At 71.7% G+C, this 25,181-nt stretch carries 25 protein-coding genes; 16 read left to right on the top strand and 9 right to left on the bottom strand.

What is annotated here, in order from left to right; translation table 11 throughout:
- Positions 1-142: 142 nt before the first annotated feature.
- The 3 genes from AB0C03_RS22630 to AB0C03_RS22620 all read right to left on the bottom strand — a co-directional run bounded on the left by AB0C03_RS22630 (position 143) and on the right by AB0C03_RS22620 (position 3,609).
- Entirely contained in the window at positions 143-1,531 is a 1,389-nt protein-coding gene (locus AB0C03_RS22630) for an MFS transporter (protein WP_051708604.1), read from the bottom strand.
- 232 nt (positions 1,532-1,763) lie between these two features.
- Complete coding sequence (locus AB0C03_RS22625) at positions 1,764-2,756, bottom strand: mechanosensitive ion channel family protein (protein WP_483414219.1); 993 nt, start codon at positions 2,754-2,756, stop codon at positions 1,764-1,766.
- Between the two features lie 136 nt (positions 2,757-2,892).
- Positions 2,893-3,609, bottom strand: coding sequence for a hypothetical protein (locus tag AB0C03_RS22620; protein WP_210860633.1), 717 nt, complete (start codon positions 3,607-3,609; stop codon positions 2,893-2,895).
- A 223-nt stretch (positions 3,610-3,832) separates the two neighbouring features.
- Here AB0C03_RS22620 and AB0C03_RS22615 point away from each other — a divergent pair, with 223 nt between their 5' ends.
- A complete protein-coding gene (locus tag AB0C03_RS22615; RefSeq protein WP_030333470.1) occupies positions 3,833-4,369 on the top strand; it encodes an HNH endonuclease in 537 nt (178 codons plus the stop codon).
- Positions 4,370-4,384: 15 nt separating this feature from the next.
- Here the strand turns inward: AB0C03_RS22615 and AB0C03_RS22610 are convergent, their stop codons facing one another.
- Positions 4,385-5,980: a DUF6194 family protein gene (locus AB0C03_RS22610; protein ID WP_357638722.1), complete on the bottom strand. Its 1,596-nt coding sequence runs from the start codon at positions 5,978-5,980 to the stop codon at positions 4,385-4,387.
- Positions 5,981-6,076: 96 nt separating this feature from the next.
- Between AB0C03_RS22610 and AB0C03_RS22605 the strand changes: the two genes are divergently transcribed.
- Positions 6,077-6,808: a TioE family transcriptional regulator gene (locus AB0C03_RS22605; protein ID WP_307857854.1), complete on the top strand. Its 732-nt coding sequence runs from the start codon at positions 6,077-6,079 to the stop codon at positions 6,806-6,808.
- Here the strand turns inward: AB0C03_RS22605 and AB0C03_RS22600 are convergent.
- From AB0C03_RS22600 to AB0C03_RS22590, 3 genes are all read right to left on the bottom strand, one after another.
- Positions 6,751-7,590 (bottom strand): class F sortase, encoded by an 840-nt coding sequence (locus AB0C03_RS22600; protein WP_210866022.1) that lies wholly within the window; start codon positions 7,588-7,590, stop codon positions 6,751-6,753. The two genes, AB0C03_RS22605 and AB0C03_RS22600, sit on opposite strands and share 58 nt — an antisense overlap.
- A 12-nt stretch (positions 7,591-7,602) precedes the next feature.
- Positions 7,603-8,127, bottom strand: a complete 525-nt coding sequence (locus AB0C03_RS22595) for a hypothetical protein (RefSeq protein ID WP_210866023.1) — start codon at positions 8,125-8,127, stop codon at positions 7,603-7,605.
- A gap of 105 nt (positions 8,128-8,232) precedes the next feature.
- Positions 8,233-8,697 (bottom strand): Lrp/AsnC family transcriptional regulator, encoded by a 465-nt coding sequence (locus tag AB0C03_RS22590; RefSeq protein ID WP_030333480.1) that lies wholly within the window; start codon positions 8,695-8,697, stop codon positions 8,233-8,235.
- Between the two features lie 148 nt (positions 8,698-8,845).
- On the opposite strand from AB0C03_RS22590, the gene AB0C03_RS22585 reads away from it, so the two are divergent.
- From AB0C03_RS22585 to AB0C03_RS22520, 14 genes are all read left to right on the top strand, one after another.
- Positions 8,846-9,748 (top strand): tryptophan 2,3-dioxygenase, encoded by a 903-nt coding sequence (locus AB0C03_RS22585; RefSeq protein ID WP_030333482.1) that lies wholly within the window; start codon positions 8,846-8,848, stop codon positions 9,746-9,748.
- A 14-nt stretch (positions 9,749-9,762) separates the two neighbouring features.
- Complete coding sequence (gene kynU / locus AB0C03_RS22580; RefSeq protein WP_357638720.1) at positions 9,763-11,043, top strand: kynureninase; 1,281 nt, start codon at positions 9,763-9,765, stop codon at positions 11,041-11,043.
- Complete coding sequence (locus AB0C03_RS22575; RefSeq protein ID WP_357638718.1) at positions 11,040-12,377, top strand: FAD-dependent oxidoreductase; 1,338 nt, start codon at positions 11,040-11,042, stop codon at positions 12,375-12,377. The genes kynU and AB0C03_RS22575 overlap by 4 nt, the downstream gene beginning before the upstream one ends.
- Before the next feature lie 23 nt (positions 12,378-12,400).
- Positions 12,401-13,882: a 2-hydroxymuconic semialdehyde dehydrogenase gene (locus AB0C03_RS22570; protein ID WP_357638917.1), complete on the top strand. Its 1,482-nt coding sequence runs from the start codon at positions 12,401-12,403 to the stop codon at positions 13,880-13,882.
- Between the two features lie 20 nt (positions 13,883-13,902).
- Positions 13,903-14,700, top strand: coding sequence for a 2-keto-4-pentenoate hydratase (locus tag AB0C03_RS22565; RefSeq protein WP_030333489.1), 798 nt, complete (start codon positions 13,903-13,905; stop codon positions 14,698-14,700).
- A complete protein-coding gene (locus AB0C03_RS22560) occupies positions 14,697-15,629 on the top strand; it encodes an acetaldehyde dehydrogenase (acetylating) (protein ID WP_030333491.1) in 933 nt (310 codons plus the stop codon). Before AB0C03_RS22565 ends, AB0C03_RS22560 begins: the two co-directional genes overlap by 4 nt.
- A complete protein-coding gene (dmpG, locus tag AB0C03_RS22555; RefSeq protein WP_051708587.1) occupies positions 15,626-16,741 on the top strand; it encodes a 4-hydroxy-2-oxovalerate aldolase in 1,116 nt (371 codons plus the stop codon). The genes AB0C03_RS22560 and dmpG overlap by 4 nt, the downstream gene beginning before the upstream one ends.
- The gene (locus tag AB0C03_RS22550; RefSeq protein WP_030333495.1) at positions 16,738-17,511 is read left to right on the top strand and encodes a 2-keto-4-pentenoate hydratase; all 774 of its coding nucleotides are present in this window, start codon (positions 16,738-16,740) and stop codon (positions 17,509-17,511) included. Before dmpG ends, AB0C03_RS22550 begins: the two co-directional genes overlap by 4 nt.
- Positions 17,508-17,930 carry a RidA family protein gene (locus tag AB0C03_RS22545; RefSeq protein WP_030333497.1) on the top strand — a complete coding sequence of 141 codons (423 nt, stop codon included), beginning with the start codon at positions 17,508-17,510 and terminating at the stop codon, positions 17,928-17,930. The genes AB0C03_RS22550 and AB0C03_RS22545 overlap by 4 nt, the downstream gene beginning before the upstream one ends.
- Positions 17,927-18,451: a 3-hydroxyanthranilate 3,4-dioxygenase gene (locus AB0C03_RS22540; RefSeq protein ID WP_030333499.1), complete on the top strand. Its 525-nt coding sequence runs from the start codon at positions 17,927-17,929 to the stop codon at positions 18,449-18,451. Before AB0C03_RS22545 ends, AB0C03_RS22540 begins: the two co-directional genes overlap by 4 nt.
- Positions 18,451-19,452, top strand: a complete 1,002-nt coding sequence (locus AB0C03_RS22535; protein ID WP_030333501.1) for an amidohydrolase family protein — start codon at positions 18,451-18,453, stop codon at positions 19,450-19,452. The genes AB0C03_RS22540 and AB0C03_RS22535 overlap by 1 nt, the downstream gene beginning before the upstream one ends.
- 85 nt (positions 19,453-19,537) lie before the next feature.
- Positions 19,538-21,001: an amidase gene (locus AB0C03_RS22530; RefSeq protein ID WP_030333503.1), complete on the top strand. Its 1,464-nt coding sequence runs from the start codon at positions 19,538-19,540 to the stop codon at positions 20,999-21,001.
- Between the two features lie 57 nt (positions 21,002-21,058).
- Entirely contained in the window at positions 21,059-21,373 is a 315-nt protein-coding gene (gene ctaJ, locus AB0C03_RS22525; RefSeq protein WP_435823380.1) for an aa3-type cytochrome oxidase subunit CtaJ, read from the top strand.
- Positions 21,360-21,767: a DUF5130 family protein gene (locus AB0C03_RS22520; protein WP_030333506.1), complete on the top strand. Its 408-nt coding sequence runs from the start codon at positions 21,360-21,362 to the stop codon at positions 21,765-21,767. The genes ctaJ and AB0C03_RS22520 overlap by 14 nt, the downstream gene beginning before the upstream one ends.
- Before the next feature lie 68 nt (positions 21,768-21,835).
- On the opposite strand, the gene AB0C03_RS22515 is transcribed toward AB0C03_RS22520, so the two are convergent.
- Positions 21,836-22,399 carry a Uma2 family endonuclease gene (locus AB0C03_RS22515; protein ID WP_030333509.1) on the bottom strand — a complete coding sequence of 188 codons (564 nt, stop codon included), beginning with the start codon at positions 22,397-22,399 and terminating at the stop codon, positions 21,836-21,838.
- Positions 22,400-22,482: 83 nt separating this feature from the next.
- A complete protein-coding gene (gene pepN, locus AB0C03_RS22510; RefSeq protein WP_030333511.1) occupies positions 22,483-25,032 on the bottom strand; it encodes an aminopeptidase N in 2,550 nt (849 codons plus the stop codon).
- Between the last annotated feature and the right edge of the window lie 149 nt (positions 25,033-25,181).

The raw sequence follows: 25,181 nt of genomic DNA, 5'->3' as shown, positions 1-25,181 counted from the left end.
TTCGCCTGCGGAAGTCACAGTTCCATCCTGCCAGGTGCGCCCCGGGCCGACCCGACCCGCACGGCGTGCGTCGGATCACGCCGGGTCGACGCCCCCCGATGTCGGGCGTCCGACCCGCTCGTGTCGACCTCGGCGCGACGGGTCAGGTGACGGCGTGCCGGCGGTGTCCGTCACCGGCGTGCGGGTCGGCGGTGGCGCCTCCCGGCGAGCGGTCACCGGGAGGGCCGTCGGGTCCGACGGCCGGCGGCTCGACGTTGGCCTTCGCAGCGGCGGTGATCGCGTCGTCCACCGTCTGCCGGTCCGGCCAGCGCAGCGTGGCCACCGCCATGAGCACCACCCCGGCCGCGCTCCACACCCCGACCACGATCGGGATCGGGAACCGGTCGGCGAGCACCCCGGTGACCAGCACCGCGAAACCCTGGATGACCTGCACCCCGGTGGCCATCACGCCGAAGGCGCGGGCCCGGAACCCGTCCGGCAGCGCCTGGACGAACAACCCGTTGGCCATCGGCATCATGCCGGCGACCGCGAACCCGCAGAGCGCGGCGAGCAGCGCGACCATCAACGGCGGGGGGTCGAGGAGGGCCGGCACGAGCATCAGGGGGGCGAGCACCGCGAGCGGCCGCATCAGCTTCAGTCGGCGGGCCGGCCCGAACAGGCGACTCACCAGCAACCCGCCGAGGATGAAGCCGATCGGGTTCGCCATCATGATCGCTGCCTGGGCGGTGCCCGCACTGACGGCGCCGCGACTCTCGTCGTTGGCCCAGGCCGCGGCCAGCCCTTCGGGAACGATCGAGAAGAGCATCGCGCTGAACACCAGCACCGCGATGGCCCGCAGCACCGGTGTGCCGAACACGATGCCGAACCCCTGGCGGGTCTCGCGCAGCAGGTGACTGCGGTGCGCCGGGTTCATCACCGCCGGGCGGTCGCGCACGCCCAGGCGCACCAGCAGCGCCGAGAGGCCGAACGTGGCCGCGTTGAACAGCAGCGCCACCTCCGGGGTGATCGCGGCGAGGGCGGCGCCGAAGGCGTACCCCACCACCTGGGCGGCCTGCCCGACGCTGCTGTTCAGCGACAGACCCAGCACCAGCCGGTCCCCGGTGAGCAACTGCGGAATCAGCGCGGACTTCGCCGCCTGGCTCGGTGGGTTGGCCAAGGTGGCGGCGAAGATGAGCACCAGCACCGCCTGGTACGGCAGGCTCGGAATGGCGATGAGCAGCATCAGCGCCATCCGGATGAGGTCGCATGCCACCATCACCCGCCGGTACGGGTACCGCTCCGCGAGTGCGGCGAGCACCGGACCACCGAGCAGCCAGGGCAGGAAGCTGACGGCGAAGGCGGCCGCGGAGAGCGCGACGGACCGGGTCTGCTGGAAGACGAGCAGGGTGACGGCGGCCTTCGCTACATAGTCGCCGACCCAGGAGAGCGCGCTGGCCACGAACACAGCCCGGAACTCGCGCTGGGAGAACACTTCGCGAAATGTGGCCGGGCCTTCCGCGGAAGGTCGCTCGTTAGGCACCGTCGCCTCCATCGGCCCCGGCTTGGCCGCTCGTGGCAGCACGGCCGGAAGCTCTCGTCAGATCTACGGATCAGCGAGGATGTGATCACGCTTTGGTGGGAACGCGTGTTCCGGATTCTGCCCGATCGTCTGACAACTAGCTAGGTCGAACGGGTCGTTCGTCGCCTCCCCGACTGAACGAACGGACGATACCCGAGGGGCCGGCCGGCTCGCGACCCCTGAATCGCAGGACGATGTCGCCGGGTCAGGTGGCGCCGCCCTGACCAGTCTCACCGTCGGACAGCGGGCGGGTCGAGAGACCGGGATAGATGCGGGCCGCCGCGATCTGCGCGGTGATCCCCGAGTTCTCCAGGGCCTCCGCGAGCCGCCGACGCAACTCCCGACCCACAGCGAACTGCCCGTCCGCGGTCGTCTTCACCACTGTGCGGATCACCGCGCCGTCCACCGTCACCTGTTCGACCCCCAGCACCTCGGGTGCCTCCACGATCTCCGGCGACAGCTCCGGGTCCATCGCGACCGAGGCGGCAGCGGTCCGCAGCACCGCGGTGGCCTCCTCGGTGCTGTTGAAGCCGATCGGCAGGTCCACCACCACGAGGGCCCAGCCCTGGCTCTTGTTGCCCACCCGGATGATCTCGCCGTTGCGGATGTACCAGAGCACGCCCCGGCCGTCGCGCACCGTGGTGACCCGCAGGCCGACCGACTCGACCACACCCATCGCCTCGCCCAGGTCGACGTTGTCGCCCACGCCGTACTGGTCCTCGATCAGCATGAAGAGGCCGGCTATCAGGTCCTTCACCAGACTCTGCGCACCGAAGCCCAGCGCGACGCCGGCGATCCCCGCGCTGGCCAGCAGCGGAGCCAGGTCGAAGCTGAACTCGCGAAGGATCATCAGCAGCGCGATGCCGAAGACGAACGCGGTGGTCAGGCTGCGCAGCACCGACCCGATCGCCTCGGCCCGCTGCCGTCGTCGCTCGGGGACGAACTCGGCCGGGTCGGCCGCGGCGGTGGGCACCCGCTCGCGCAGCGGCCGCAGCATCGTCGGCACCGCGCCGTCGGTGGTCGTCCGCACCAACCGGTTGATCGTCCGGTGCAGCGCCCACCGGGCCACCATCGCCAGCGCCAGGATCAGCAGCACCCGAAGCGGTTTGAGCAGGATCCAGTAGCTGCCCTCGGCGAACCAGCCGGACCCGGTGATCCGGTAGATCCACTCGCAGGAGGTGCTGCCCTGGCAGCTCACCGAGACGGCGTCGGACAGGGCTAGGGGCGTCACGCTGGCGGCACTCACCCTGTCTTCGTACCGTAAGGAGACCGGGCGTCCGCCGCCGACCCACCGGCCGGTGATTCCACCGGCAGGCTTGCCTGCCGGTCGTTGCTCACCCTCTCGCGGGCAACTCGGCGCGCAGCCGTTCGTACTCGGCGTGACTGCCGATCGCCGCCCGGTGTTCGGGGTGCGCGACGTAGTGCCCGATGGCAGAGGCGAGGAATCCCGGATCGACGACGTCCGTCCGCAACGCCCGCCGGCTGCGCGGGATGCCGCGCCCCCGAACCAGTTCGGGTGCCGTGATCCGCATCGGGAGCCACGGACGACTGTCGGTCGCCGGGGGAACCTGCGGCGCCAGCATTGCCTCCCACGGCACGGTGAGCGAGCCCAGCGGCCAGGTCTGCCGTACCCCGGACGGATGCAGGCGTACCCCGTGACCCCGCCACGCCCGCGTGATCACCAACGCGGCCAGGAGCAACCAGAGAAGATTGAAAACCAGGTCGAACGTCGACAGAGTGCCCTCGCTGGTCGAGCGGATCAGCGCGCCGAGGCAGAGCGACGCGGGCCCGAGGTAGCCCAGGGCGAAGAACACCATCCAGGCCGGACCAGGGGTGGCGAAGGCGGGAACCTGCGGCCGCACCACGAAGTAGGCCGGACGGACCCCCATGAGGAACACCGACAGGACCAGCGCCGCCAGGGACAGCAACAGCAGGACGCGGGTCCCCACGGTGGAACCCGGGGCGGCGGCGTTCACGCAGGCAAGGACAAGCCCGAGCGCCAGGACGACGTGCCGGTGGCGCACGGTGGCGGCGGAAAGTCTGTCGATCATGCCCGTGACCATAGGTGTCGATGGCCACTGCCGCAGCTACCCGACCCGGCAGGGGTGATCCGCTTACCAGAAGAGAGATTAGTACGTGCAATCCGGGGTCCGATCAGGGACTATTGGCGCAACGGACGTCGGTGATCGGCCCGGCGTCGACCGTGTGGGCCGTTGTGCCCGGCCCCGGTCGACGGCGGTCCCCAGCAGCCGCTGAACCGGGAGGGTGAGCGCGATGCCTGACATACGACCCACGGTGGGCTCCGGCGCGTTGGTCCTCAACGCCACCTACGAGCCGCTGTGTGTCGTGTCGGTGCGTCGTGCCGCGATCCTCGTCCTCTCCGCCAAGGCGGTCTGCGTCGCCGATGGTGACGGCATCCTGCACAGCGCCCGGGACGCGCTCCCGGTGCCGTCGGTGGTCCGGCTGACGCGCTTCGTCCGGGTGCCGTACCGAACGCATGTCGGGCTGTCCCGGCGGGCGATCTTCGCCCGGGACGGGTGGCGGTGCGCCTACTGCCGGGGCCCGGCCGAGACCATCGACCACGTCTTCCCGCGCAGCCGGGGCGGCCGGCACGCCTGGGAGAACGTCGTCGCCGCGTGCGCCAGGTGCAACCACACCAAGGGCGACAAGACCCCGGCCGAGATGGGGTGGCGGTTACACGCGTTGCCGGCCGCCCCGAAGGGCACCGCCTGGCGGGTCCTCGGGCACCGCGCCCCCGACCCCCGCTGGGCCGACTGGTTGGACCTGCGGGAGCCCGAGGCCGCCGCCTGACGTCGAGGGGCGTGGTCAGGCTCCGGACTGCGGGTGGGGTGCTCGGCGGGTCGCGCGTTCGTGGCGGTCGACAGCCCGGCGGTGCGCGACCGCGAGCAGCCGGTCGACCTCGGGCAGCAGGTGCGGGCCGGGCATGACGACGCTGGCGAACCCGTACAGGGCGTAGCCCGGGTGCGGCGCGAGGGTGTCCAGCCGGGCGAAGTCGAACTCGTGCCGGTGCTCCTCGAACTCCTTGGGCGGGAAGCCGAACAGCCGCTCGAACTCGGCCCGGCCGAGGTCCAGGTTGAGGCGGAAGACGCCGGGGCGGTCGAGCTGTGCGGCCTCGTCGAAGCCGGGCACGTCGTGCTCGACGATGGTGGCGAACGGCTGGCGGCGGTCCGGGCCCACGTGGAAGAACCGGTCGCCCCACGCCGCCTCGGGTGATCCGTTCTCCTCGCTCGCCACCACCTGCTCGACGTCGGGCAGTGCGAGGATCCGATCGGCGAGCACCGCCGCGTCGACACCGGTCGGGATGTGCAGGACCAGGTCGGCGTGGTCGATCGTGGCCTGATCCAGCGGGAAGTAGCGGTAGTCGTGCGTCCGCCGCTCGGCCGGCGCGATGTCGGCCGCCGGCAGGTACCGGGGCAGGCCGGCCTGCTGCTGGAGCCTGCCCTCGTAGGTCGAACCGGCGGGCGCTCCGATGCCGAGCGCCGGGCTCGCGCCGAGGCTGCCGGCGATCACCGCGTACCGGTCACCCAGCAGCGCCGCGACGATCGCACCGGCGCCGGCCCAGGTCAGCTGCCTGTCGGCGAGCATCATCGTGCTCTGGTGGCGTTGCAGGTGCGCGTTGTGCGCGAAGACCACCGTGGGTCCGCGATGGGCCTCGACGGCCCGGATCGCGAGCAGGTTCTCGGCCATGAGCGCGTCCCGGACCGCGGCCAGGCGGTTGAAACGTTCCTCCTGCGCCACCGAGGTGGCGGCTGCGGCGTGGTAGCGCAGCAACTCCACTGCGGCCGTGGCGTGCACGAACGCCGCCGACCAGCCCTCGGACCTGCCCGGTGCCCGCAGGTACAGCTCGGTCAGCAGGTCGTCGGCGATCACCCGCAGACGCTGCGCGTCCGCCGAACGCCCGACCGACCGGCCCGGCTCCCAGATCGCGGCCGGGTCACTCCACCGCGCCTCGTCCCCGATCAGGTCGTCGATCTCGGCGGACCGGTCCACGCCCAGGAAGTGGCAGACCTGGCGGAGGTGGTGGCGTGGGCTCGGCGCGCTGTCCAGCTCGACCGGGGCGTCGAAGCCGTGGAACGTCAATCGCTCCGCGTCCGGCCGTCCGGCGTTCCACTCCCGCATCCGCAGCAGCAGGTCGCGGTTGGCCGGGTACGCGCCGAACCCGTGGCTGAACCCTTCGGCGAGCGCACGGTCGAGCGTCACGTCGGCGACGCCCCGCACGAACTCGTCGGCGATCAGCCCGGCCGCCCGGTCGCTCTCCAGGGCGATCGAGCGGTATCCGTGCTCCGCCAGCGACAGGAAGGCCTCGTTGCGCAGCTGCAGGAAGGCGGATTCACCGTGCGTCGGTTCACCGAGCGCGAGAAGGTCCGGGGATGCCGCCAGCAGGTCGAGAAAAGATGCCATTCCATGAACCGTATCGTTGAACCAGCGTTTGAGACCTACGAGCGGCGGAGCGCGGTGACAGCCACAAAACCCTCAAACCCGGGTGTACGCCGACCGGTGGATCTCGCGCGTGCGCACGGCCTCTCCGCGCAGGCCGTGCGCAACTACGAACGCGACGGCGTCCTGCCGCCGGCCCAGCGCACCCCGAACGGCTACCGTCGCTTCACCGAGCTGCACGCCAAGGCCCTGAGCGCCTACCTCGCGTTGATCGTGGGCCACGGCTATCCGGCCAGCGGCGAGATCATGCGGGCCGTCAACCGGGGTGAGATCGACACGGCGCTGCGCGTCGTCGACCAGGGTCATGCCCTGCTCCAGCGCGATCGGGAAACCCTGGACGCGGTCGAGGCGGCGGTGGCGACGCTCACCGGGGCGCCGCCGCAGCCGCAGAGTCGCAGAGCCGTGCCGATCAGCGTGCTGGCCCACCGGCTCGGTGTACGACCGGCCACGCTACGCAAGTGGGAGCGGGCCGGGATTCTGCGGCCGGTGCGTGACCCGGCGACCGGCTACCGCGTCTACTCGGCTGACGACGTCCGCGACGCCGAACTGGCCCACCTGCTGCGCCGGGGCGGGTACCGGCTCGACCACATCGCCGACGTGCTGCGTCGGGTGCGCGACGCGGGCGGCGCGGAACCGCTCGCCGCGTCGCTGGGTCAGTGGCGGCAGCGGCTCACCGAGCGGGGCCGGGCCATGCTCACCGCTGCCGCCCGGCTGGCCGACTACCTCGACGCTGCTCAGCCGCCGGAACGCGCCTTGACCAGCGAGGCGAAGACCACCACGTTGTCCGCGTAGCCGGTCTCGCCGCCGACCCACTGCCCGCCACAGGTGATCAGTCGCAGGCTCGGGCGGCTGAAGTCCCCGTACACCTCGTCCACCGGCAGCCGGCCCTTGTCGAACTTCTCCACCGAGTTGACCTCGAAGACCGCCACCCGCTGATCGGTGCGGGTGACCTCGATCTCGTCACCGGAGCGCAGCTCGCGGAGTTTGTGGAAGACCGCCGGGCCGCTGGTGGTGTCGACGTGCCCGACGATCACGGCGGGACCGTACTGGCCCGGGGTGGGCCCCTGGTCGTACCACCCGGCCTCCTGGGCGCGGCCCGCGTCCGGCACGGCGATCGTGCCGTCCGGGGCGATGCCCACGGCGTGCACCGGCGCCCGCACGCCGATCTCCTCGATGGCGAGGCTGGTCGGCTGGCTGGCCGGCAGCACCGGGAACTTCTTCGGCGGCGGTCGCAGGCCGGCGCTGAGCCGGTCCGGCAGCAGGCTCATCCCGGTCACCTGCTCGACGCCGAGCATCGCCACGATCAGCACCATCAGCGCGCCGATGGCCAGCACCGGCAACCCGGGGCTCGTAGCGAAACGGTGTCGGACCGACGGCGGCCCGGCCGGACGCCGTGGCGGCAGCGGGCGGGCGGCCGGATCGATGGTGGCGACACTTGCCGACACCGCCTGCCCGGCGACCCGGCGCAGCCGCCCGGAGACGCGCGCCACCAGCCGGCCGGACGCGCGCAGCGCCGGCCCGGCCCGGAGGCGGGCGCGGCGGTCCCGCCGCGCACGCGCGGATCTGCGGGTCATTGGTGATCCGGCTCAGGAGCCGGCTCCCGATCGACGCCGGCCGCCGGCCATCCCGAGCCCGATCGCGGTGGCCACCAACGCGACGCCACCGAGCACCAGCAACGAGCCGGTGCCGCGACCGCCGGCCATACCGCCGCCACCGGTCGCCGGCCCCTTGCTGGGCGAGGCCATGTTCAGCACTGTCAGCGTGGTCGACGAGGTCTGGCCGTTTTCGCAGCGCAGGTCGACCGGGTAGTCACCGGCCGGCTTGTCACGCGGAATGGTCACCTGTCCGGTCAGGAAACCCCTGTCCGGTTTGAGCATCACGTTCCCGAACGCGTCGGAGTGCACATTGGACTGGCGGTTGTTGTTGTCGTTGTCGCAGCTTGCCTTGATGCTGACCCGGCTACCGGCCTGGGCGCTGTTCGGTGTCACCTCGACGAAGACGTTCTCGCCGGCCCGAGCCGGTGCGACCGACAACAGGACGAACGCCCCGACCAGCCCCACCAGTGTCAGTAGCGACGAGAGCGCGCGGTTGATCGTGCGGATTCCCTGCATGATTTCCCCCCAACCGGCGACGACCGCCGGAACCCTCCCCTGGGCACGCGCGCTGCTTTCCCGTTGGCGCAGGCGCAAACCCGCAGGCGGGCGGGGTGCGGGGGGTCAGCGGGGGCGGGGTGCGGGGTTCGGGCTGGCAAGGGGGGTCACGGGCTGCCAGTTCAGCGGGGAGGAAAGGACCATCGTGCTCGACGGTTGGCCGTACGGGGCGAGACGGTCGATGACCCCCTCGAACGCGCCGATCGAGCCGGCCGCCACCTTCAGCACGCTGCACGCGTCCCCGGTGATCCGGTGGATCTCCAGGATCTCCGGCCAGCCGGCCACCGCCGGGTCGTGCAGGATGCACCGCGTTCCGTAACAGGACATCCGGATCAACGCGACCACTGTTCGGCCGGCGCGGGTCAGGTCGACATGGGCGTGGTAGCCGGTGATGACCCCGGACTCCTCCAGCCGGCGGACCCGCTCCGCTACCGACGGCGGCGACAGGTGCACCCGCCGGGACAACTCGCTGAAGGAGAGCCGCGCGTCGGCCTGCAACTCGCGCAGCAGCGCCCAGTCCATGTCGTCCACGCTCAGACCTTACTTTCGTGAACCGACTTCGCCTAGTTGCCTTTGGTTTGCCAGGAGAAGGCGGCGAGAGCCGTTGATTCGGCATTCCGCAGGCCGATCCGACCGCGAGATCATGGCGTCGGCTAGTCCGGGGGAGGGAGACGAGATGGTGGATCAGACGGAGCGGCGGGCGACGAACCGCCGTGCCACGGTGCAGCCGGTGACCCCCGGGCAGCGTGCCGCGCAGGCGGAGCGGACCGGTGGCGAGCCGACGTTGGAGTTCGCCGACATGGTGCCGTACGACGCGTACGTGCAGGCCAGCGCCCTGCACAAGATGCAGCACCCGCTCAGCGACGACCCCGGCGAAATGTCCTTCCTGATGGTCAGCCAGATCATGGAGCTGTACTTCGGGCTGACCTGCCACGAGTTGCGGGAGACCCAGCGGCTGATCCGCGCCGACCAGGTCTGGGAGGCGTTGGCCCCGCTGGGCCGAGCCAAGCTGCACCTTGAGGGGCTCAACGCCGCCTGGCAGGGCCTGCGCTGGATGAGCCCGGCCGACTTCAACCGGTTCCGCAACCTGCTCGGCGAAGCCTCCGGCTTCCAGTCGGCGATGTACCGGCAGCTGGAGTTCCTGCTCGGGTTGCGCGACCCGACGCTGATCCGCCCGTTCCGCCGGCAGGCCGAGGTGCACGCCGCGCTGAGCGCCGCACTGGCCACCCCCAGCCTCTGGGACGACGTGCTCGCCCTGCTCGCCCGCCGCGGCTTCGACCTCCCCGCCGACCTGCTCGACCGGGACGTGGCCGTCGAGCACGACCCGCAGCCCTCGGTCGAGGCGGCCTGGGTGCGGATCTACGACGACGCCGGCCCGGACAACCACCTGCGGCTGCTCGGTGAGGCGCTGAGCGCGGTCGCCGAGGAGTTCGGCGACTGGCGCTGGAATCACGTCAAGGCGGTGCAGCGGACAATGGGCGCCAAGGTCGGCAGCGGAGGCTCCGCCGGCCTGGCGTGGTTGCAACGCAGCATGGCCCGGGTGGTCTTCCCGGAGCTGTGGTCGGCCCGCACCGCGATGTGACCGGAGAGCGAGACATGCACACCTCAGAACAAGAAGCGCATCGCCGCGACGAGGCCGACCCCGGCCACCGGCACCTGTTCCACGTGCCGCCGGCCGACGGGGGCGAGCACCCCGAGTCGGCGTACCTGGCCGGCAACTCACTCGGCCTGCAACCTCGGGCCACCCGCGACGAACTCCTGGCCGACCTGGACGCGTGGGGGCGGCTCGGCGTGGAGGGGCACCTGGAGGCGGAGCGCGCCTGGCTGCCGTACCACGAGTTGTTGACCGGGCCGGCCGCCCGACTGGTCGGCGCCCGCCCGGCGGAGGCCGTGGTGATGAACTCGCTCACCGTCAACCTGCACCTGCTGATGGTCAGTTTCTACCGCCCGGCCGGCGCGCGTACCCGCATCGTCATCGAGGACGCGGCCTTCCCCTCGGACAGCTACGCGGTGCGCAGCCAGGCCCGGTTCCACGGCCTGGACCCGGACGACACAGTGGTCCGGTTGCGTCCGCGCGACGGTGAGGACGCCCTGCGCACCGAGGATGTGACCGACTACCTGGCCGCCGAGGGTGACCGGGTGGCGCTGGTGCTGCTCGGCGGCGTCAACTACCTCACCGGCGAGCTGCTGGACATCCCGGCGATCACCGCTGCCGGCCGGGCCGCCGGCGCGGTGGTCGGTTGGGACCTGGCCCACGCCGTCGGGAACGTGCCGCTGGCCCTGCACGACTGGGATGTCGACTTCGCCGCGTGGTGCTCCTACAAGTACCTGAACTCCGGCCCGGGTGCCCTGGCCGGTGTCTTCGTGCACGAGCGGCACCTCGGCGACGGCAGCCTGCCCCGTTTCGAGGGGTGGTGGAGCACCGCGGCGGCGACCCGGTTCGAGATGACGCCGGTGTCCCGGCCACCGGCCACTGTGGAGGCCTGGCAGATCTCCAACCCGCCGATCTTCGCGATGGGTCCGGTGCGTACCTCGCTGGAGCTGTTCGACACGGTGGGGATGACCGCGCTACGCGCGCGCAGCCAGCGCCTCACCGGCTGGCTGGAGTCGCTGCTCGACCAGGTGACCGTCGACCGGCCGCTGCGGGTGGTCACCCCGCGCGACCCGGCCCGCCGGGGCTGCCAGCTCTCCGTGCGCATCGGTTCCGGCAGCGCCGCCGAGCTGACCAAACGCCTCCGGTACGAGCACGGGGTCATCGCCGACGCCCGTGAGCCGGACGTCGTCCGGTTCGCCCCGGTGCCGCTGTACTCCACGTACCTGGACTGTTGGCGGGCCGCGTCCGCGCTGGCCGCGACGGTCGGGCGGGTGAACCCATGACCGCGCGGCGCGACGAGATCGCGATCATCGGTGCCGGCCTGGCCGGCTGTCTGGCGGCCTGCTTCCTGGCCCGGCGGGGCTACCCGGTGGCCCTCTACGAGCGTCGCTCCGACCCGCGCGCCGGCGTCGCCGAGCGCGGCCGCTCGATCAACCTGGCGCTCTCCGAGCGCGGCCTGGACGCGCTGCGCCGGATCGGGCTGGCCGAGCAGGTGATGACCGACGCGCTGCCGATGCGCGGCCGGATGATCCACCCGGTCGAGGGCGAGCAGCAGTTCCAGTCGTACAGCGCGGCCGGCGACCGGGCGATCAACTCGATCAGCCGGGGTGCGCTGAACAACGCCCTGCTGGACGAGGCCGCCGCGCTGCCCGGGGTACGGGTCGTCTTCGACCACCGGCTGGTCGGGCTCGACCCGGGCGACGGCGCGCTGAGCTTCGAGACCCCGCAGGGCCCGGTCGCGGCGAAGGCGTCGGTCGTGCTGGGTGCCGACGGCGCCGGCTCCGCGGTGCGCGGGCAACTGCTGGCGTACGGGCTGCTCGACGAGAGCGTGGACTTCCTCGACTACGGCTACAAGGAGCTGACGATCCCGCCGCTGGGCGGGGACTTCGCCCTGGAGGAGGACGCGTTGCACATCTGGCCGCGCGGCACCTCGATGATGATCGCCCTGCCGAACCCGGACCGCTCCTTCACCTGCACGCTGTTCTGGCCCAACGACGGTGCCGGCAGCTTCGCCTCGCTGACCAGCCCGGCGGAGATCGAACGGCACTTCACCGAGCACTATCCGGACGTGGTCCCGCTGGCCCCGAACCTGGTCGACGACTACCAGCACAACCCGGTGGGCGTGCTCGGCACGGTGCGCTGCACCCCCTGGCAGGTCAGCGGCACTGTCGGCCTGCTCGGCGACGCGGCGCACGCCATCGTGCCGTTCTACGGCCAGGGCGCCAACTGCGCGTTCGAGGACGTGGTGGAGCTGGACCGCTGCCTGGACGAGTGCGCCGACGACTGGTTGGCGGCGTTGCCGCTGTTCCAGCGGCGCCGGCAGGAGAACGCCGAGGCCATCGCGACGATGGCGCTCACCAACTTCGTGGAGATGCGGGACAAGGTCGCCTCCCCGGTCTTCCAGGCCCGGAGGCGGGTGGAGCACGCACTGGAACGGGCCCTGCCCGGCCGGTACGTTTCCCAGTACGAGCTGGTGTCGTTCTCCACCACCCCGTACGCCGAGGTGCGCCGCCGGGTGCGCCGACAGCACCGGGTGCTCGGGGCGGTCGTCGGCGGGGCCGCGCTGCTGCTGGTCGGCGCGATCGGTGCGGCACTGAGCCGAGGGAGGCGCGCATGACCGGCACCTGGGATCCGCGACTGATGGCCGGCCACGCGCCGAGTGGCCCGCACCGGTTGCGCAACTTCGTCGCCGGTGAGTTCGTCGACGGCGCGACGACGTTCGCCAAGGCCAGCCCGGTCACCGGGGAACAGGTCTTCGAGGTCGACGAGGCATCGGAGTCCACCGTGGACGACGCGGTGGCCGCCGCTCGGGCCGCGCTGCGCGGGCCGTGGGGTCGGATGGGGGAGCGGGAGCGCGCCGAGGTGCTGCGCCGCGTCGCCGACGAGTTGGAGCGCCGCTTCGACGACCTGGTCACCGCCGAGGTCGCCGACACCGGCAAGTCCATCGCCCAGGCCCGCACGTTGGACATTCCGCGCGGTGCGGCGAACTTCCGGGCGTTCGCGGAGATCGTGGCGACCGCACCCACCGAGTCGTTCACCACTGTCACCCCGACCGGCGGCCGGGCGCTCAACTACGCGCTGCGCAAGCCGGTCGGTGTGGTAGCTGTCATCGTGCCGTGGAACCTGCCGCTGCTGCTGCTCACCTGGAAGGTGGCTCCGGCGCTGGCCTGCGGCAACGCGGTGGTGGTCAAGCCCAGCGAGGAGACTCCCGCCTCGGCGACGCTGCTCGCCGAGGTGATGGCGGCGGCCGGGGTGCCGGCCGGGGTGTTCAACCTGGTGCACGGCTTCGGGCCGGGTTCGGCCGGTGAACATCTCACCCGCCACCCGGGGGTCGACGCGATCACCTTCACCGGCGAGTCGGCCACCGGCGGCGCGATCATGCGGGCCGCCGCCGACGGGGTGAAGGCGGTCAGCTTCGAGTTGGGCGGCAAGAACGCCGGCCTGGTCTTCGCCGACGCCGACCTGGACGCCGCGGTCGCCGGCTCGGTGCGGTCCAGCTTCACCAACGGCGGGCAGGTGTGCCTCTGCACCGAGCGCATCTACGTGCAGCGCCCGGTCTTCGAGGAGTTCACCGCCCGGCTGGCCAAGCGGGCCGGCGAGCTGGCGTACGGCTGGCCGACCGACGAGGCCACCGCCACCATGCCGCTGATCTCCCACCAGCACCGGGCGAAGGTGCTCGGCGCGTACGACCTGGCCCGCGCCGAGGGCGCCGAGGTGCTCACCGGTGGCGGCACGCCCACCTTCGGCGACGCCCGCGACGGCGGGTCGTACGTGCAGCCGACGGTGCTCACCGGGCTCGCCCCGGACGCCCGTACCAACCGGGAGGAGATCTTCGGCCCGGTGGTGCACGTCGCGCCGTTCGACACCGAGGACGAGGCGTACGCCCTCGCCAACGGCACCGAGTACGGTCTGGCGGCGACCGTGTGGACCCGGGACGTGGGCGTGGCGCACCGGGCCGGCGCCCGGCTCGACGCCGGCATCGTCTGGGTGAACACCTGGTTCCTGCGGGATCTGCGCACCCCGTTCGGTGGGGTGAAGGCGTCCGGGATCGGTCGTGAGGGCGGCGTGCACTCGCTGAACTTCTACTCCGAACTCACCAACGTCTGCGTGGACCTGTCGTGAGCCGTACCGAGGGAGCGGGCATGGAAGCTGACATCGAGGCCGCCAACCGGGAGTTGGCCGACGCCCGCAGCACCGGCAAGCCGTGCGCGCCGTTGCGGGGCCGGCTGCTGCCGGAGGGCGACGTGGAGTCCGCGTACCGGGTGCAGCAGCTCCAGGCGCGGGCCTGGCAGGGTCGCGGCGAACGCCGGGTCGGCGCGAAGATCGGGTTGACCTCCCGGGCGGTGCAGGAGACCTTCGGGGTGTTCCAGCCGGACTTCGGCATGCTGACCGACGCGATGGCGGTCGGCGACGGGGTCGAGGTGCCCATCGACCGGCTGCTCCAGCCCCGCGTCGAGGCGGAGATCGCCTTCGTGCTCGACAAGGATCTCCCGAACCCGCAGCTCACCACAGTCGACCTGATCCGCGCGGTCGACCACGTGCTGCCGGCGATCGAGATCGTCGACTCACGGATCGCCGCCTGGGACATCTCCATCGTGGACACCGTCGCCGACAACGCCTCCAGCGGGCTCTTCGTGCTCGGCACCACGCCGCGCCGGCTCGCCGACGTCGACCTGCGGCTGTGCGGAATGGTGCTGGAGCACGCCGGTGAGCCGGTCTCCGTCGGTGCGGGCGCGGCCTGCCTGGGCAACCCGCTGCACGCCCTGCAGTGGTTGGCCGGCACCCTCGCCCGGGCCGGCGACCCGCTGCGCGCCGGGGACGTGGTGCTCTCCGGGGCGCTCGGTCCGATGGTGCCGGTCACCCCGGGCGCCGCGTACGAGGCCCGCATCTCCGGGCTCGGCTCGGTGCGTACCTCTTTCAGCAGGGAGGGTTCGGCATGAGCGTCGGTGTGGCGGTGCTCGGTTCCGGCAACATCGGCACCGACCTGATGATCAAAGTGTTGCGATTGAGCGACAGTCTGCGGATGGTGGCGATGGCCGGCATCGACCCGGCCTCCGATGGTCTGGCGCGGGCCCGCCGGCTCGGCGTGGCCACCACCGCCGACGGTGTGGACGGGCTGGTCGCGATGCCCGAGTTCGCCGACGTCGAGCTGGTCTTCGACGCCACCTCGGCGGGCGCGCACCGACGTCACGACGAGGTGCTGCGCGCGCACGGCCGCACTGTGGTCGACCTGACCCCGGCCGCGCTCGGCCCGTACGTGGTGCCGCCGGTCAACCTCGACGAGCACCTGCACGAGCCAAACGTCAACATGGTGACCTGCGGCGGACAGGCGACGGTGCCGATCGTGGCCGCCGTGCGTCGGGTCACGCCGGTGGCGTACGGCGAGATCGTCGCGTCGATCGCGTCGAAGTCCGCGGGGCCGGGCACCCGCGCCAACATCGACGAGTTCACCGAGACCACGGCCCGGGCCATCGAGGTGGTCGGCGGGGCCGAACGGGGCAAGGCGATCATCGTGCTGAACCCGGCGGACCCGCCGCTGCTGATGCGGGACACCGTCTACTGCCTCTGCCCGGACGCCGACGCCGACACCGGTGCCATCGCGGCCTCGGTGGCGGACATGGTGGCGACGGTGCAGGAGTACGTGCCCGGTTACCGGCTCAAGCAGGACGTGCAGTTCGACCGGGTCGAGACGTACCTGCCCTCGCTCGGGCGGCAGCTCACCGCGTTGCAGGTGTCGGTCTTCCTGGAGGTCTCCGGTGCCGGGAACTACCTGCCCGCGTACGCCGGCAACCTGGACATCATGACCTCCGCCGCGCTGCGTACGGCGGAGCGGCTGGTCGCCCTGCGGTCGACGGGAGCGGTGGCATGACCGACCTGTACATCCAGGACGTGACGCTGCGCGACGGCATGCACGCCATCGCCCACCGGTACACGGTCGACCAGGTACGGACGATCGCCGCCGCGCTGGACGCCGCCGGGGTGGCCGCCATCGAGGTGGCGCACGGTGACGGGCTCGCCGGTTCCAGCGTCAACTACGGTCACGGCGCGGCCAGCGACGCCGAGTGGATCTCCGCAGCCGCCGAGGTGCTGACCACCGCGAAACTGACCACCCTGCTGCTGCCGGGCATCGGCACCATCGCCGACCTGAAGGCGGCGAAGGCGCTCGGGGTGACCAGCGTGCGGGTCGCCACCCACTGCACCGAGGCGGACATCTCCGCCCAGCACATCTCCTGGGCCCGCGAGAACGGCATGGACGTGGCCGGGTTCCTGATGATGTCGCACATGAACGACGCGGCCGGGTTGGCCGGTCAGGCGAAGCTGATGGAGTCGTACGGCGCGCACTGCGTCTACGTCACCGACTCCGGCGGGCGGCTGCTGATGTCCGACGTGGCGCAGCGGGTCGACGCGTACCGGCAGGTCCTCGCCCCGGACACGCAGATCGGCATCCACGCCCACCACAACCTGTCGCTCGGGGTGGCCAACAGCGTGCTCGCCGTCGAGCACGGGCGGGTCACCGGGTCCGCGCCGGTCGGCCCCGACGCGGCGCACGGCCGGACCGTCCGGGTCGACGCCTCGCTCGCCGGCATGGGCGCGGGTGCCGGAAACGCCCCGCTGGAGGTCTTCGTCGCGGTCGCCGAGCTGCACGGCTGGAAGCACGGCTGCGACGTGTTCGCGCTGATGGACGCGGCCGACGACATCGTCCGCCCGCTGCAGGACCGGCCGGTCCAGGTGGACCGGGAAACGCTCTCCCTGGGGTACGCGGGGGTCTACTCCAGCTTCCTGCGGCACGCCGAACGGGCGTCGGCGAAGTACGGCGTGGACGTCCGGTCGATCCTGGTCGAACTGGGCCGCCGCCGGATGGTCGGCGGCCAGGAGGACATGATCGTCGACGTCGCACTCGACCTGGCCGGCAAGGAGCCGGCGGTGAGTGAGCCGGGTTTGCGAGCCCCGCAGCCGCGAACGGAAGGTGGCGCAGCATGATCGGACCGGACATCGCCGGGATCGCTGAGAAGTTGGGTACGGCGGCCGACACGGCCACCCCGATCCCGCAGCTCGCCGCCGAGACCGGCCTCGACGTGGACACCGCGTACGCCGTGCAGGCCGCGCTGCTGCACCGCCGGCTGAACGCCGGTGAACGGTTGGTCGGGTTGAAGATGGGGCTGACCAGCAGGGCGAAGATGGCCCAGGTCGGTGTGGACGAGGTGATCTGGGGGCGGCTCACCAACGCGATGCGGGTGCCCGACGGCGGCGCCGTGGACCCGGCCGCGTACATCCATCCCCGCGTCGAGCCGGAGGTGGCGTTCCTGCTGGACCGGCTGCCCGAGCCGGGCGAACCGGTCGGCGACTTCGCCACGGCGGTCCGCGCTGTCGCCCCGGCCATCGAGTTGATCGACTCCCGGTACGCGGACTTCCGCTTCTCCCTGCCGGACGTGATCGCTGACAACACCTCTGCCGCCGCCTTCGTGATCGGACCGTGGTCGCCGGTGCCGGCGGGGCTGGACAACCTCGGCGTGCTGCTGGAGGTCGACGGGCGGGTGGCGCAGGTCGGCTCGACGGCGGCGATCCTCGGTGACCCGCGTCGGGCGCTCGACGAGGGCATCCGGCTGGCGGGCGGGCACGGGGTGCGGCTGGAGTCGGGGTGGGTCTTCCTGGCCGGTGCCGCGACCGCCGCGGTGCCGTTGCGTCCCGGTGCCCATGTCCGCGCGGTCGTCGAGAAGCTCGGCACGGCGTCGCTCCGGGCGTCGTCGTGACCGCCCGGGTCGTCGCCGGGAAGGCCGTTCCTCGGGGGGCGTTTCCGCACGTCAAGGTGGCGGGTGGGTTCGTCTTCGTCTCCGGTACGTCGTCCCGGCGGCCGGACAACAGCTTCGCGGGCGTCGAGGTGGACGAGTTCGGCACCACGAACCTCGACATCCGGGTGCAGACGCGGGCCGTGATCGAGAACATCGGCGATCTGCTGCGCTCGGTCGGCGCGGACCTCACCGACCTCGTCCAGGTGACGACGTACCTGGTCAACATGAATGACTTCGGTGGTTACAACGAGGTGTGGGCGGAGTTCTTCGACGCCTCCGGGCCGACCCGTACCACGGTGGCGGTGCACCAGCTGCCGCACCCGCACCTGCTGATCGAAATCCAGGCCGTGGCCCTTCTTCCCTCGGGAGGTCAGTCGTGAGTGAGATCGCCGAGCCGTTCAGCTTTCCGGGCTGGATCGCGGACAACCAGCACCTGTTGAAGCCCCCGGTGGGCAACAAGGAGATGTTCCCCGGCGGGGACGACTTCATCGTGATGGTGGTGGGCGGGCCCAATCAGCGCACCGACTTCCACGTGGACCCGTACGAGGAGTTCTTCTACCAGGTCAAGGGCAACATGCACATCAACCTGGTCACTCCCGAGGGGCCGCGTACGGTGCACGTGCGCGAGGGTCAGATGTGGATGCTGCCGCGCAACACCCCGCACTCCCCGCAGCGGCCCGAGGCCGGCTCGATCGGCGTGGTCGTCGAGCGGGTCCGCGAGGAGGGCACGCTGGAGACATTCCAGTGGTACTGCCCCGAGTGCGGGCACAAGGTGCACGAGGTGGAGTTGCAGGTCCGCGACATCGCCGCCGACCTGCCGCCGGTGTTCCAGGCGTTCTACGCCGACGAGGCGGCGCGCACCTGCGCCAACTGCGGCACCCTGCACCCGGGTAAGGGCTGATGCCCGCAGCCGTTGTCGACGTGCACACGCACGTCGTACCGAAGGGGTGGCCGGACCTCGGCGCGGCGTGCGGCGGGTCCGGCTGGCCGTGGTTGCGGGTGGACTCCGAGCGCGCCGCCATGATCATGGTGGGGGAGACGGAGTTCCGCCCGGTCGGCGCGGAGTGCTGGGACGCCTCGACGCGACTGGCCGACATGGACGCCGACGGGGTGGCCGTGCAGGTGGTCTCGCCGACCCCGGTCTTCTTCAGTTACGACCGCCCGGCCGACCAGGCGGTCAAGGTCGCCCGGATCTTCAACGACCTGACCCTGGAGGTCACCGCGGCCGGCGGTGACCGGCTGGTGCCGTTCTGCCAGGTGCCGTTGCAGGACCCGGACGCCGCCTGCGCCGAGCTGGACCGCAGCCTCGCCGCCGGGCACGTGGGCGTGGAGATCGGCAACCACGTCGGCGACCGCGACCTGGACGACGCCGGTGTGGTCACCTTCCTGCAGCACTGCGCCGAGGTGGGCGCACCCGTCTTCGTCCACCCGTGGGACATGCCGGGCGGACCGCGACTGGACCGCTGGATGGCCCGGTGGCTCACCGGGATGCCCGCCGAGACGCACCTGTCGGTGCTGGCGATGATCCTCGGCGGGGTCTTCGACCGGGTGCCGCAGACGCTGCGGATCTGCTTCGCGCACGGTGGTGGCAGCTTCCCGTTCTGGCTGGGTCGCGCCGACAACGCCTGGCACCGCCGCGGCGACCTGGTCCGGGGCGCGTCCGCCGCCCCGCCCAGCAGTTACGTCGACCGGTTCAGCGTCGACTCGGTGGTCTTCACGCCGCCCGCGCTGCGGCTGTTGGTGGACACCATGGGGGAGGATCGGGTGCTGATCGGCAGCGACTACCCGTACCCGCTTGGCGAACGGCCGGCCGGCGCTGTTGTCGACGCGGCCGACTTCCTCACCGACGCCCAGCGCGACAAGCTCCGATCCGCCAACGCCCTGCGTTTCCTGCACGGCTGACCAACCCGGGCCGTCCGGTTGGTCCGATTAGGGACGGCAGCGCGTGTCGGCTGCGCGAAGGGCCGACGGGCGGCAGGATGGCGGGATGGCCGAACCGCACGACCTGACCGCGTTGGAGCAGGCCGCCGCCATCGCGCGCGGCGAGCTGTCCAGCGTCGACCTGGTCGAGCACTGCCTGAGACGGGTGGCGGCGCTCGGCGACACGGTGGGCGCGTTCGTCACCGTCACCCCGGATCTCGCCCGGCAGGCCGCACGGGCCGCCGACGCGGTGCCGACCGGGGAGCGCGGCCCGCTGCACGGCGTACCGACCGCGATCAAGGACCTCACCCTCACCGCCGGGGTGCGCACCACCTTCGGCTCGGCGGCGTTCGCCGATTTTGTCCCGCCGGTCGACGCCGACGTGGTCCGGTTCATCAAGGCCGCCGGTTTGGTCAGCCTGGGCAAGACGACCACCTCCGAGCTGGGCTGTTCGCTCTACTCGGAGGGCCGGGTCGCGCCACCGGCCCGCAACCCGTGGCAGCTGGCGTACACCGCGGGTGGGTCCAGTGGCGGCGCGGCGGCGGCGGTCGCGGCCGGGCTGGTCCCGGTCGCCCAGGGGTCCGACGGCGGCGGGTCGCTACGCATCCCGGCGTCGCTCTGCGGCCTGGTCGGCTACAAGCCCAGTCGGGGCCTCGTCTCCGGCGGGCCGGTCGGCTCCGGCGCGTTCGGCCTGCCCATCAGCGGTCCGCTCGGGCGGACGGTCACCGACGTCGCCGCGCTGCTCGACGTCATGGCCGTCCCGGTCCCCGGCGAGCCCTACCTGCCGCCGGTCGCGCCGCCCGGCGGCTACCTGGCCGTCGCGCGCCGGGCCGAGCCCGGCCCGCTGCGGATCGGCCGGTTCACCACGCCGATGCTCGCCGACGAGCCGGTGCACCCCGACTGCGTCGCCGCCGTGGACCGGGCCACCACGTTGCTCACGGCGGCCGGCCACGAGGTGGTCGAGGTGCCGCCGCCGCTCGGGCCGGCGGCGTGGCCGCTGTTCGAGATCCTCTGGTACGTGCTGGCGCTCGCCCCGGTGCCGCCGCAGCGGGAGGCGGAGCTGCTGCCGTTGACCCGGCTGCTGCGGGCCCGGGGCGCCGAGCTCTCCGCCGGCACCCTGGCCGCCACCCTCGGGGAGTTGCAGGCGCAGGTCCGCCTGGGCACCCGTCGCACCGCTGGCTGCGACCTGCTCCTCTGCCCCACTCTGGCCACCCCGCAGGCGCCGGTCGGCTGGTTCAGCGCCGACGCGGACCCAGCCGCCGACTTCGACCGGCAACGCCGGTTCTCGCCCTACTGCGCCATCTTCAACGTCACCGGCGATCCCTCCGTCTCCCTGCCGCTGGGCAGCACCACCGACGGACTGCCCGTCGGGGTGCTGCTCACCGGCCGGTACGGCGACGACGCGCGGCTTATCGCTACCGCTGCGCAACTGGAGAACTCCAGTGACGGATGGGATCGGCACCCCGCAATCTGGCGGGCCGTCGACTCCGCTAACGTGAATGGCGACGGAGTCGGGCGGTCGGCAGCGTGATCGTCCATCCGACCCGGTTTTTCAAGGTCGTCCTTCTTCCGCCTGGGGGCGTTGGGATTGTCTGTTACCGAGACGTTGCTGGTCTTCGTCGGCATCCCGTTGGCAGCGGTGCTGGTCATCGCCGGCCTGTCGTACGCCGGTAGCCGTGGGGGTGCCACCGGCGGTGGCGGTCACGCCAAGCGCTACCGGCCGGGCCGGCCCTTCGACTTCACTCCGGTCTGGTTCCTGGGCCGCCCGGAGCAGCTGGCCGACTCGGCCGGCACCGCGCTGACGGCGGGGGCGCAGGCGCCCGCGCTGACCAGCCACAAGCTTGAGAAGGCCAGCGTCGAGGCGCCGGCCGGTGGAACCGGAGGCGCAAGTGACCGTTGGTGAGAAGCAGGCCGGGTCGGAAAATCCGCCCGAGGTGCTGGACGGGCCGTTCTCGACCCGCCAGTTGCTGCGCATCGACGAGGCGTTGCGCCTGGCCGACAAGGGCACCGGCCTGGTGTTCTCGGTCTTCGTCGGCGGTCTCGACGAGCCGATCCGCGAGCACGCCCAGCGGCTGCACCGTCAGCTCGCCGAGCCCGACAAGTCGGTGCTGATCGCCGTGTCGCCCAACCAGCGGCAGTTGGAGATCGTCACCGGGCGATACGCCCGCAAGCGCATCCCCGACACGTACGCCAAGCTGGCCGCGCTCTCCATGGTCGGCGCGTTCAGCGGCGGCGACCTGGCCGGCGGCATCATCAACGGCCTCGACCAGCTCGCCAGCCACGCCGGCAAGGGCTGAGCTACACAGACGACGAAGCCCGGCCCCGCGTGCAGCGGGCCGGGCTTCGGTCTGTCCGGGTGTTTGTCTCAGCGCGGCCAGGCAGACGGGTCCAGCTTCATCGGCCACGGCTCGTCCACGTTCACTGGGTCGTCCGGACCCAGGGTGCCCAACAGCTCATAGTGCTCGCCCTCGCCGAGCCGGTAGCGGTAGACCACCGGGCCGAAGTTGCCCCGTTCCACCCGCCAGTAATGTGCGATACCAGCCTCGGCGTAGAGGGCGGGCTTGGTGAACCGATCGTGGCGACGACTTCCTGTCGACTCGACTTCCAGGACGAGACCGATGTCCGCCGGCTCGGCCCACATCCGCTCGCGCGGTGCGTCTGGCCGCAACACCGTCAGGTCAGGGATGAGATTGCCGCCCGGGACCCGTACCCCGATCTCCCGGATCACCCGCCAACCTGTGGGCGCGGCCAGGCGGATCGCCATCCGGATGTCGTCCGCCAGCTCATGGTGCTCGGGACCGGCTGGAGGTGTTACGTGCAGGCTCCCGTCGACGATCTCGTAGCGGTTCCCGTCCTCAGGCAGGTGGAACAGGTCCTGCTCACGCCACGCGCGCGCAGGGGGTCGCCACTCGTAGGTCGGCTGTGCCATCGCGTTCACCTCCTCTCGCAACCATAATGGCCCGGGCCGGCGTCGGTTCGCACCCACGCCGGCCCGGGCCACGTACTCGATGCTCAGGCGCTCTGTGCGTCCTTCGCGCGGGCCTTCAACGCCCGCACCACACCGTCGCGACCCTCGGCCACCAGCCGACGCAGCGGGGCGGGGTGCCCGTCGCCGGCCAGCCACGCGTCGGTGGCCGCCACCGTGTCGTCCGCCACCAGGTAGGTGGGGTACGCCAGCTGGGCGAACTCCTGCGCCGGCTCGCTGTCCCGGGTGGCCCACACCTGCCCGACCGCCGCGAAGTACCGCTCGCGGTACGGGGTGACCAGCTCCACCTGCGTCGGGTGGGCGAAGCCCTGCAACAGCGCCCGGTGCCGCCAGTTGGGCAGCGCGTCCGGGCCGGTGAGCAGGGCCCACACGGCGGCCTTGTTCTCCGCCGTCGGGATCAACGCGTGCGCGTACGCGGCCTCCCGCTCACCACTGGCCGTACGGTCGCCGCTCAGCTCCGCCTCGATCTCGGCGGCGCCGGCGGCACCGTTGGCCACCAGCGCGGCGAGGACCGACCAGCGCAGCTCGGTGTCGACGGTCAGCCCGGCCGGCACGCCGGTGCCGTCCAACCAACCCCGCAGCGTCGCCAGGTCCTCCTCGGAGCGGACCGCCGAGGTGAACGCGCGGGCCCAGGCCAACTGGAACCCGCTGCCGGGCTCGGCGGCGGCGAGCGCGTCGCGGGCGGTACGGGCCAGGTCGGCCCAGCCGGTGGGCGCCCAGGCCGGGTCGGCGTACAGGGTGAGCGCGGTGGTCGCCTGCCGCAGGGTGGCGGTGACCAGGTTGATGTCGGTCTCCGCGGGCAGCCCGCTCAGCGTCAGCGCCACGTAGTCGCGGGCGGACAGTTCGGCGTCGCGGATCATGTCCCACGCGGCGGTCCAGCAGAGCGCGCGGGCCAGCGACGAGTCGAAGCCACCGATGTGCTGCACCACTGTCGCCATCGAACGCTCGTCGAGGCGCAGCTTGGTGTAGCTGAGGTCGTCGTCGTTCAGCAGCAGCACGTCGGCCGCCCGGACACCGCGCAGCGGGGCGAGATCCGTGTGCTCGCCGGTCACGTCCACCTCGTACCGCTCCCGACGGACCAGCCGCCCGTCGGTCAGGTCGTACAGGCCCACGCCGATCCGGTGTGTACGCAGCGTCGGGTACGCCGCCGGCGCCTCCTGTCGCACCAGCACCTGCTCGTACGTGCCGTCCGCCCCGATGGTCACCTCCGGCCGCAGCGTGTTGACCTGCGCGGTCTCCAACCACTGCGCGGCGAACTTGCGCAGCTCCCGACCGGATGCGGCCTCCAGCTCGGTGAGCAGGTCGTCGAAGGTGGCGTTGCCCCAGGCGTGCTTGCCGAAGTAGGCCCGCAGCCCGGCCACGAACGGCTCCTCACCCACGTAGGCGACGAGCTGCTTGAGCACGCTCGCGCCCTTGGCGTAGGTGATGCCGTCGAAGTTGACCTCCACGGCCTCCATGTCCGGCATCTCGGTGTAGACCGGGTGGGTGGAGGAGAGCTGGTCCTGCCGGTAGCCCCAGTTCTTCCGGATGGACAGGAAGGTCGTCCACGCCTCGGTGAACCGGGTCGCGTTGGTGTTGCACCAGTGGCTGGCCCACTCGGCGAACGACTCGTTGAGCCACAGGTCGTTCCACCAGCGCATGGTGACCAGGTCACCGAACCACATGTGGGCCAGTTCGTGCAGGATCGTGTTGGCCCGCTGCTCGTACTCGAAGTCGGTGACCTGCGAGCGGAACAGGTAGTGCGACTCGGCGTGCGTCACGCAGCCGAAGTTCTCCATCGCGCCGGCGTTGAAGTCGGGCACCCAGAGCTGGTCGTACTTCGGCAGCGGGTAGCGCACCCCGAACTTCTCGTGGAAGAAGTCGAAGCCCTGCTTGGTGATCAGGAACAGGTCGTCGGAGTCCAGGTATCGCGCCATCGACGCCCGGCAGAACACCCCCAGGTCGATGCCGTCGTGGGCGTCGCGCACCTCGTGGTACGGCCCGGCGCACATCGCCGTGATGTAGGTGCTCATCCGGGGCGACTCGGCGAAGTGCAGCGTCTTGAGCGCCTCACCCGCCGGCTCCTCGCGCTGCACCGGCATGTTGGACACCGCCCGCCAGTGCGCCGGCACGGTGACGTGCCAGGTGTAGACGCTCTTCAGGTCGGGCTGGTCGAAGCAGGCGTACACCCGCTGCGCGTCGGCCGTCTCGAACTGGCTGTACAGGTACGTCTCGCCGTCCACCGGGTCGACCGTCCGGTGCAGGCCCTGACCGCTGTTGGAGTAACCGAAGTCGGCCTCGACCACCAGGACGTTGTCGCTGTCCAAACCGGACAGGGTCAGGCCCTTCTCGGCGGACCAGTCGGAGAGGTCGACGGGCGTGCCGTTCAGCGTCGCGGACCGCACCGACTCGGCGGCCAACTCGATGAACGTGCTCGCCCCCGGTTCGGAGCAGCGGAACCGAACCTCGGTCGTCGAGGAGAACGTGCGACCGTCGGCCGCCAGCACGGCGGTGGACAGGTCCAGACTGATGTCGTACCCCGTCACGTTGAGCAGGCGTGCCCGCTCGGTCGCCTCGACCTGCGTCAGGTTGCGCACTCCCGGCACTGTTCGTCTCCATCCCACGTGTCGCCGTACGCCCGGCGGCGCCCGTTCGCCTACCGCTCGTGACGGCCGGCCCGATTCGAGTCTTCCATGTACGGGCAGCCCGCGGTGGCCGAGGTCACGCTCTCATTCGGGTGCCGGTC

The sequence above is a fragment of the Micromonospora parva genome (assembly GCF_040649675.1).
Lineage (GTDB): Bacteria > Actinomycetota > Actinomycetes > Mycobacteriales > Micromonosporaceae > Micromonospora > Micromonospora parva.
This window is presented reverse-complemented; position numbering and strand designations above follow the sequence as displayed.

Coding starts and splice junctions, on each gene's coding strand:
- AB0C03_RS22630 (WP_051708604.1), bottom strand. CDS start 1,531: ATGGAGGCGACGGTGCCTAACGAGCGACCTTCCGCGGAAGGCCCGGCC.
- AB0C03_RS22620 (WP_210860633.1), bottom strand. CDS start 3,609: ATGATCGACAGACTTTCCGCCGCCACCGTGCGCCACCGGCACGTCGTC.
- AB0C03_RS22615 (WP_030333470.1), top strand. CDS start 3,833: ATGCCTGACATACGACCCACGGTGGGCTCCGGCGCGTTGGTCCTCAAC.
- AB0C03_RS22610 (WP_357638722.1), bottom strand. CDS start 5,980: ATGGCATCTTTTCTCGACCTGCTGGCGGCATCCCCGGACCTTCTCGCG.
- AB0C03_RS22600 (WP_210866022.1), bottom strand. CDS start 7,590: ATGACCCGCAGATCCGCGCGTGCGCGGCGGGACCGCCGCGCCCGCCTC.
- AB0C03_RS22595 (WP_210866023.1), bottom strand. CDS start 8,127: ATGCAGGGAATCCGCACGATCAACCGCGCGCTCTCGTCGCTACTGACA.
- kynU (WP_357638720.1), top strand. CDS start 9,763: ATGCACACCTCAGAACAAGAAGCGCATCGCCGCGACGAGGCCGACCCC.
- AB0C03_RS22575 (WP_357638718.1), top strand. CDS start 11,040: ATGACCGCGCGGCGCGACGAGATCGCGATCATCGGTGCCGGCCTGGCC.
- AB0C03_RS22570 (WP_357638917.1), top strand. CDS start 12,401: ATGGCCGGCCACGCGCCGAGTGGCCCGCACCGGTTGCGCAACTTCGTC.
- AB0C03_RS22565 (WP_030333489.1), top strand. CDS start 13,903: ATGGAAGCTGACATCGAGGCCGCCAACCGGGAGTTGGCCGACGCCCGC.
- AB0C03_RS22560 (WP_030333491.1), top strand. CDS start 14,697: ATGAGCGTCGGTGTGGCGGTGCTCGGTTCCGGCAACATCGGCACCGAC.
- dmpG (WP_051708587.1), top strand. CDS start 15,626: ATGACCGACCTGTACATCCAGGACGTGACGCTGCGCGACGGCATGCAC.
- AB0C03_RS22550 (WP_030333495.1), top strand. CDS start 16,738: ATGATCGGACCGGACATCGCCGGGATCGCTGAGAAGTTGGGTACGGCG.
- AB0C03_RS22535 (WP_030333501.1), top strand. CDS start 18,451: ATGCCCGCAGCCGTTGTCGACGTGCACACGCACGTCGTACCGAAGGGG.
- AB0C03_RS22530 (WP_030333503.1), top strand. CDS start 19,538: ATGGCCGAACCGCACGACCTGACCGCGTTGGAGCAGGCCGCCGCCATC.
- AB0C03_RS22515 (WP_030333509.1), bottom strand. CDS start 22,399: ATGGCACAGCCGACCTACGAGTGGCGACCCCCTGCGCGCGCGTGGCGT.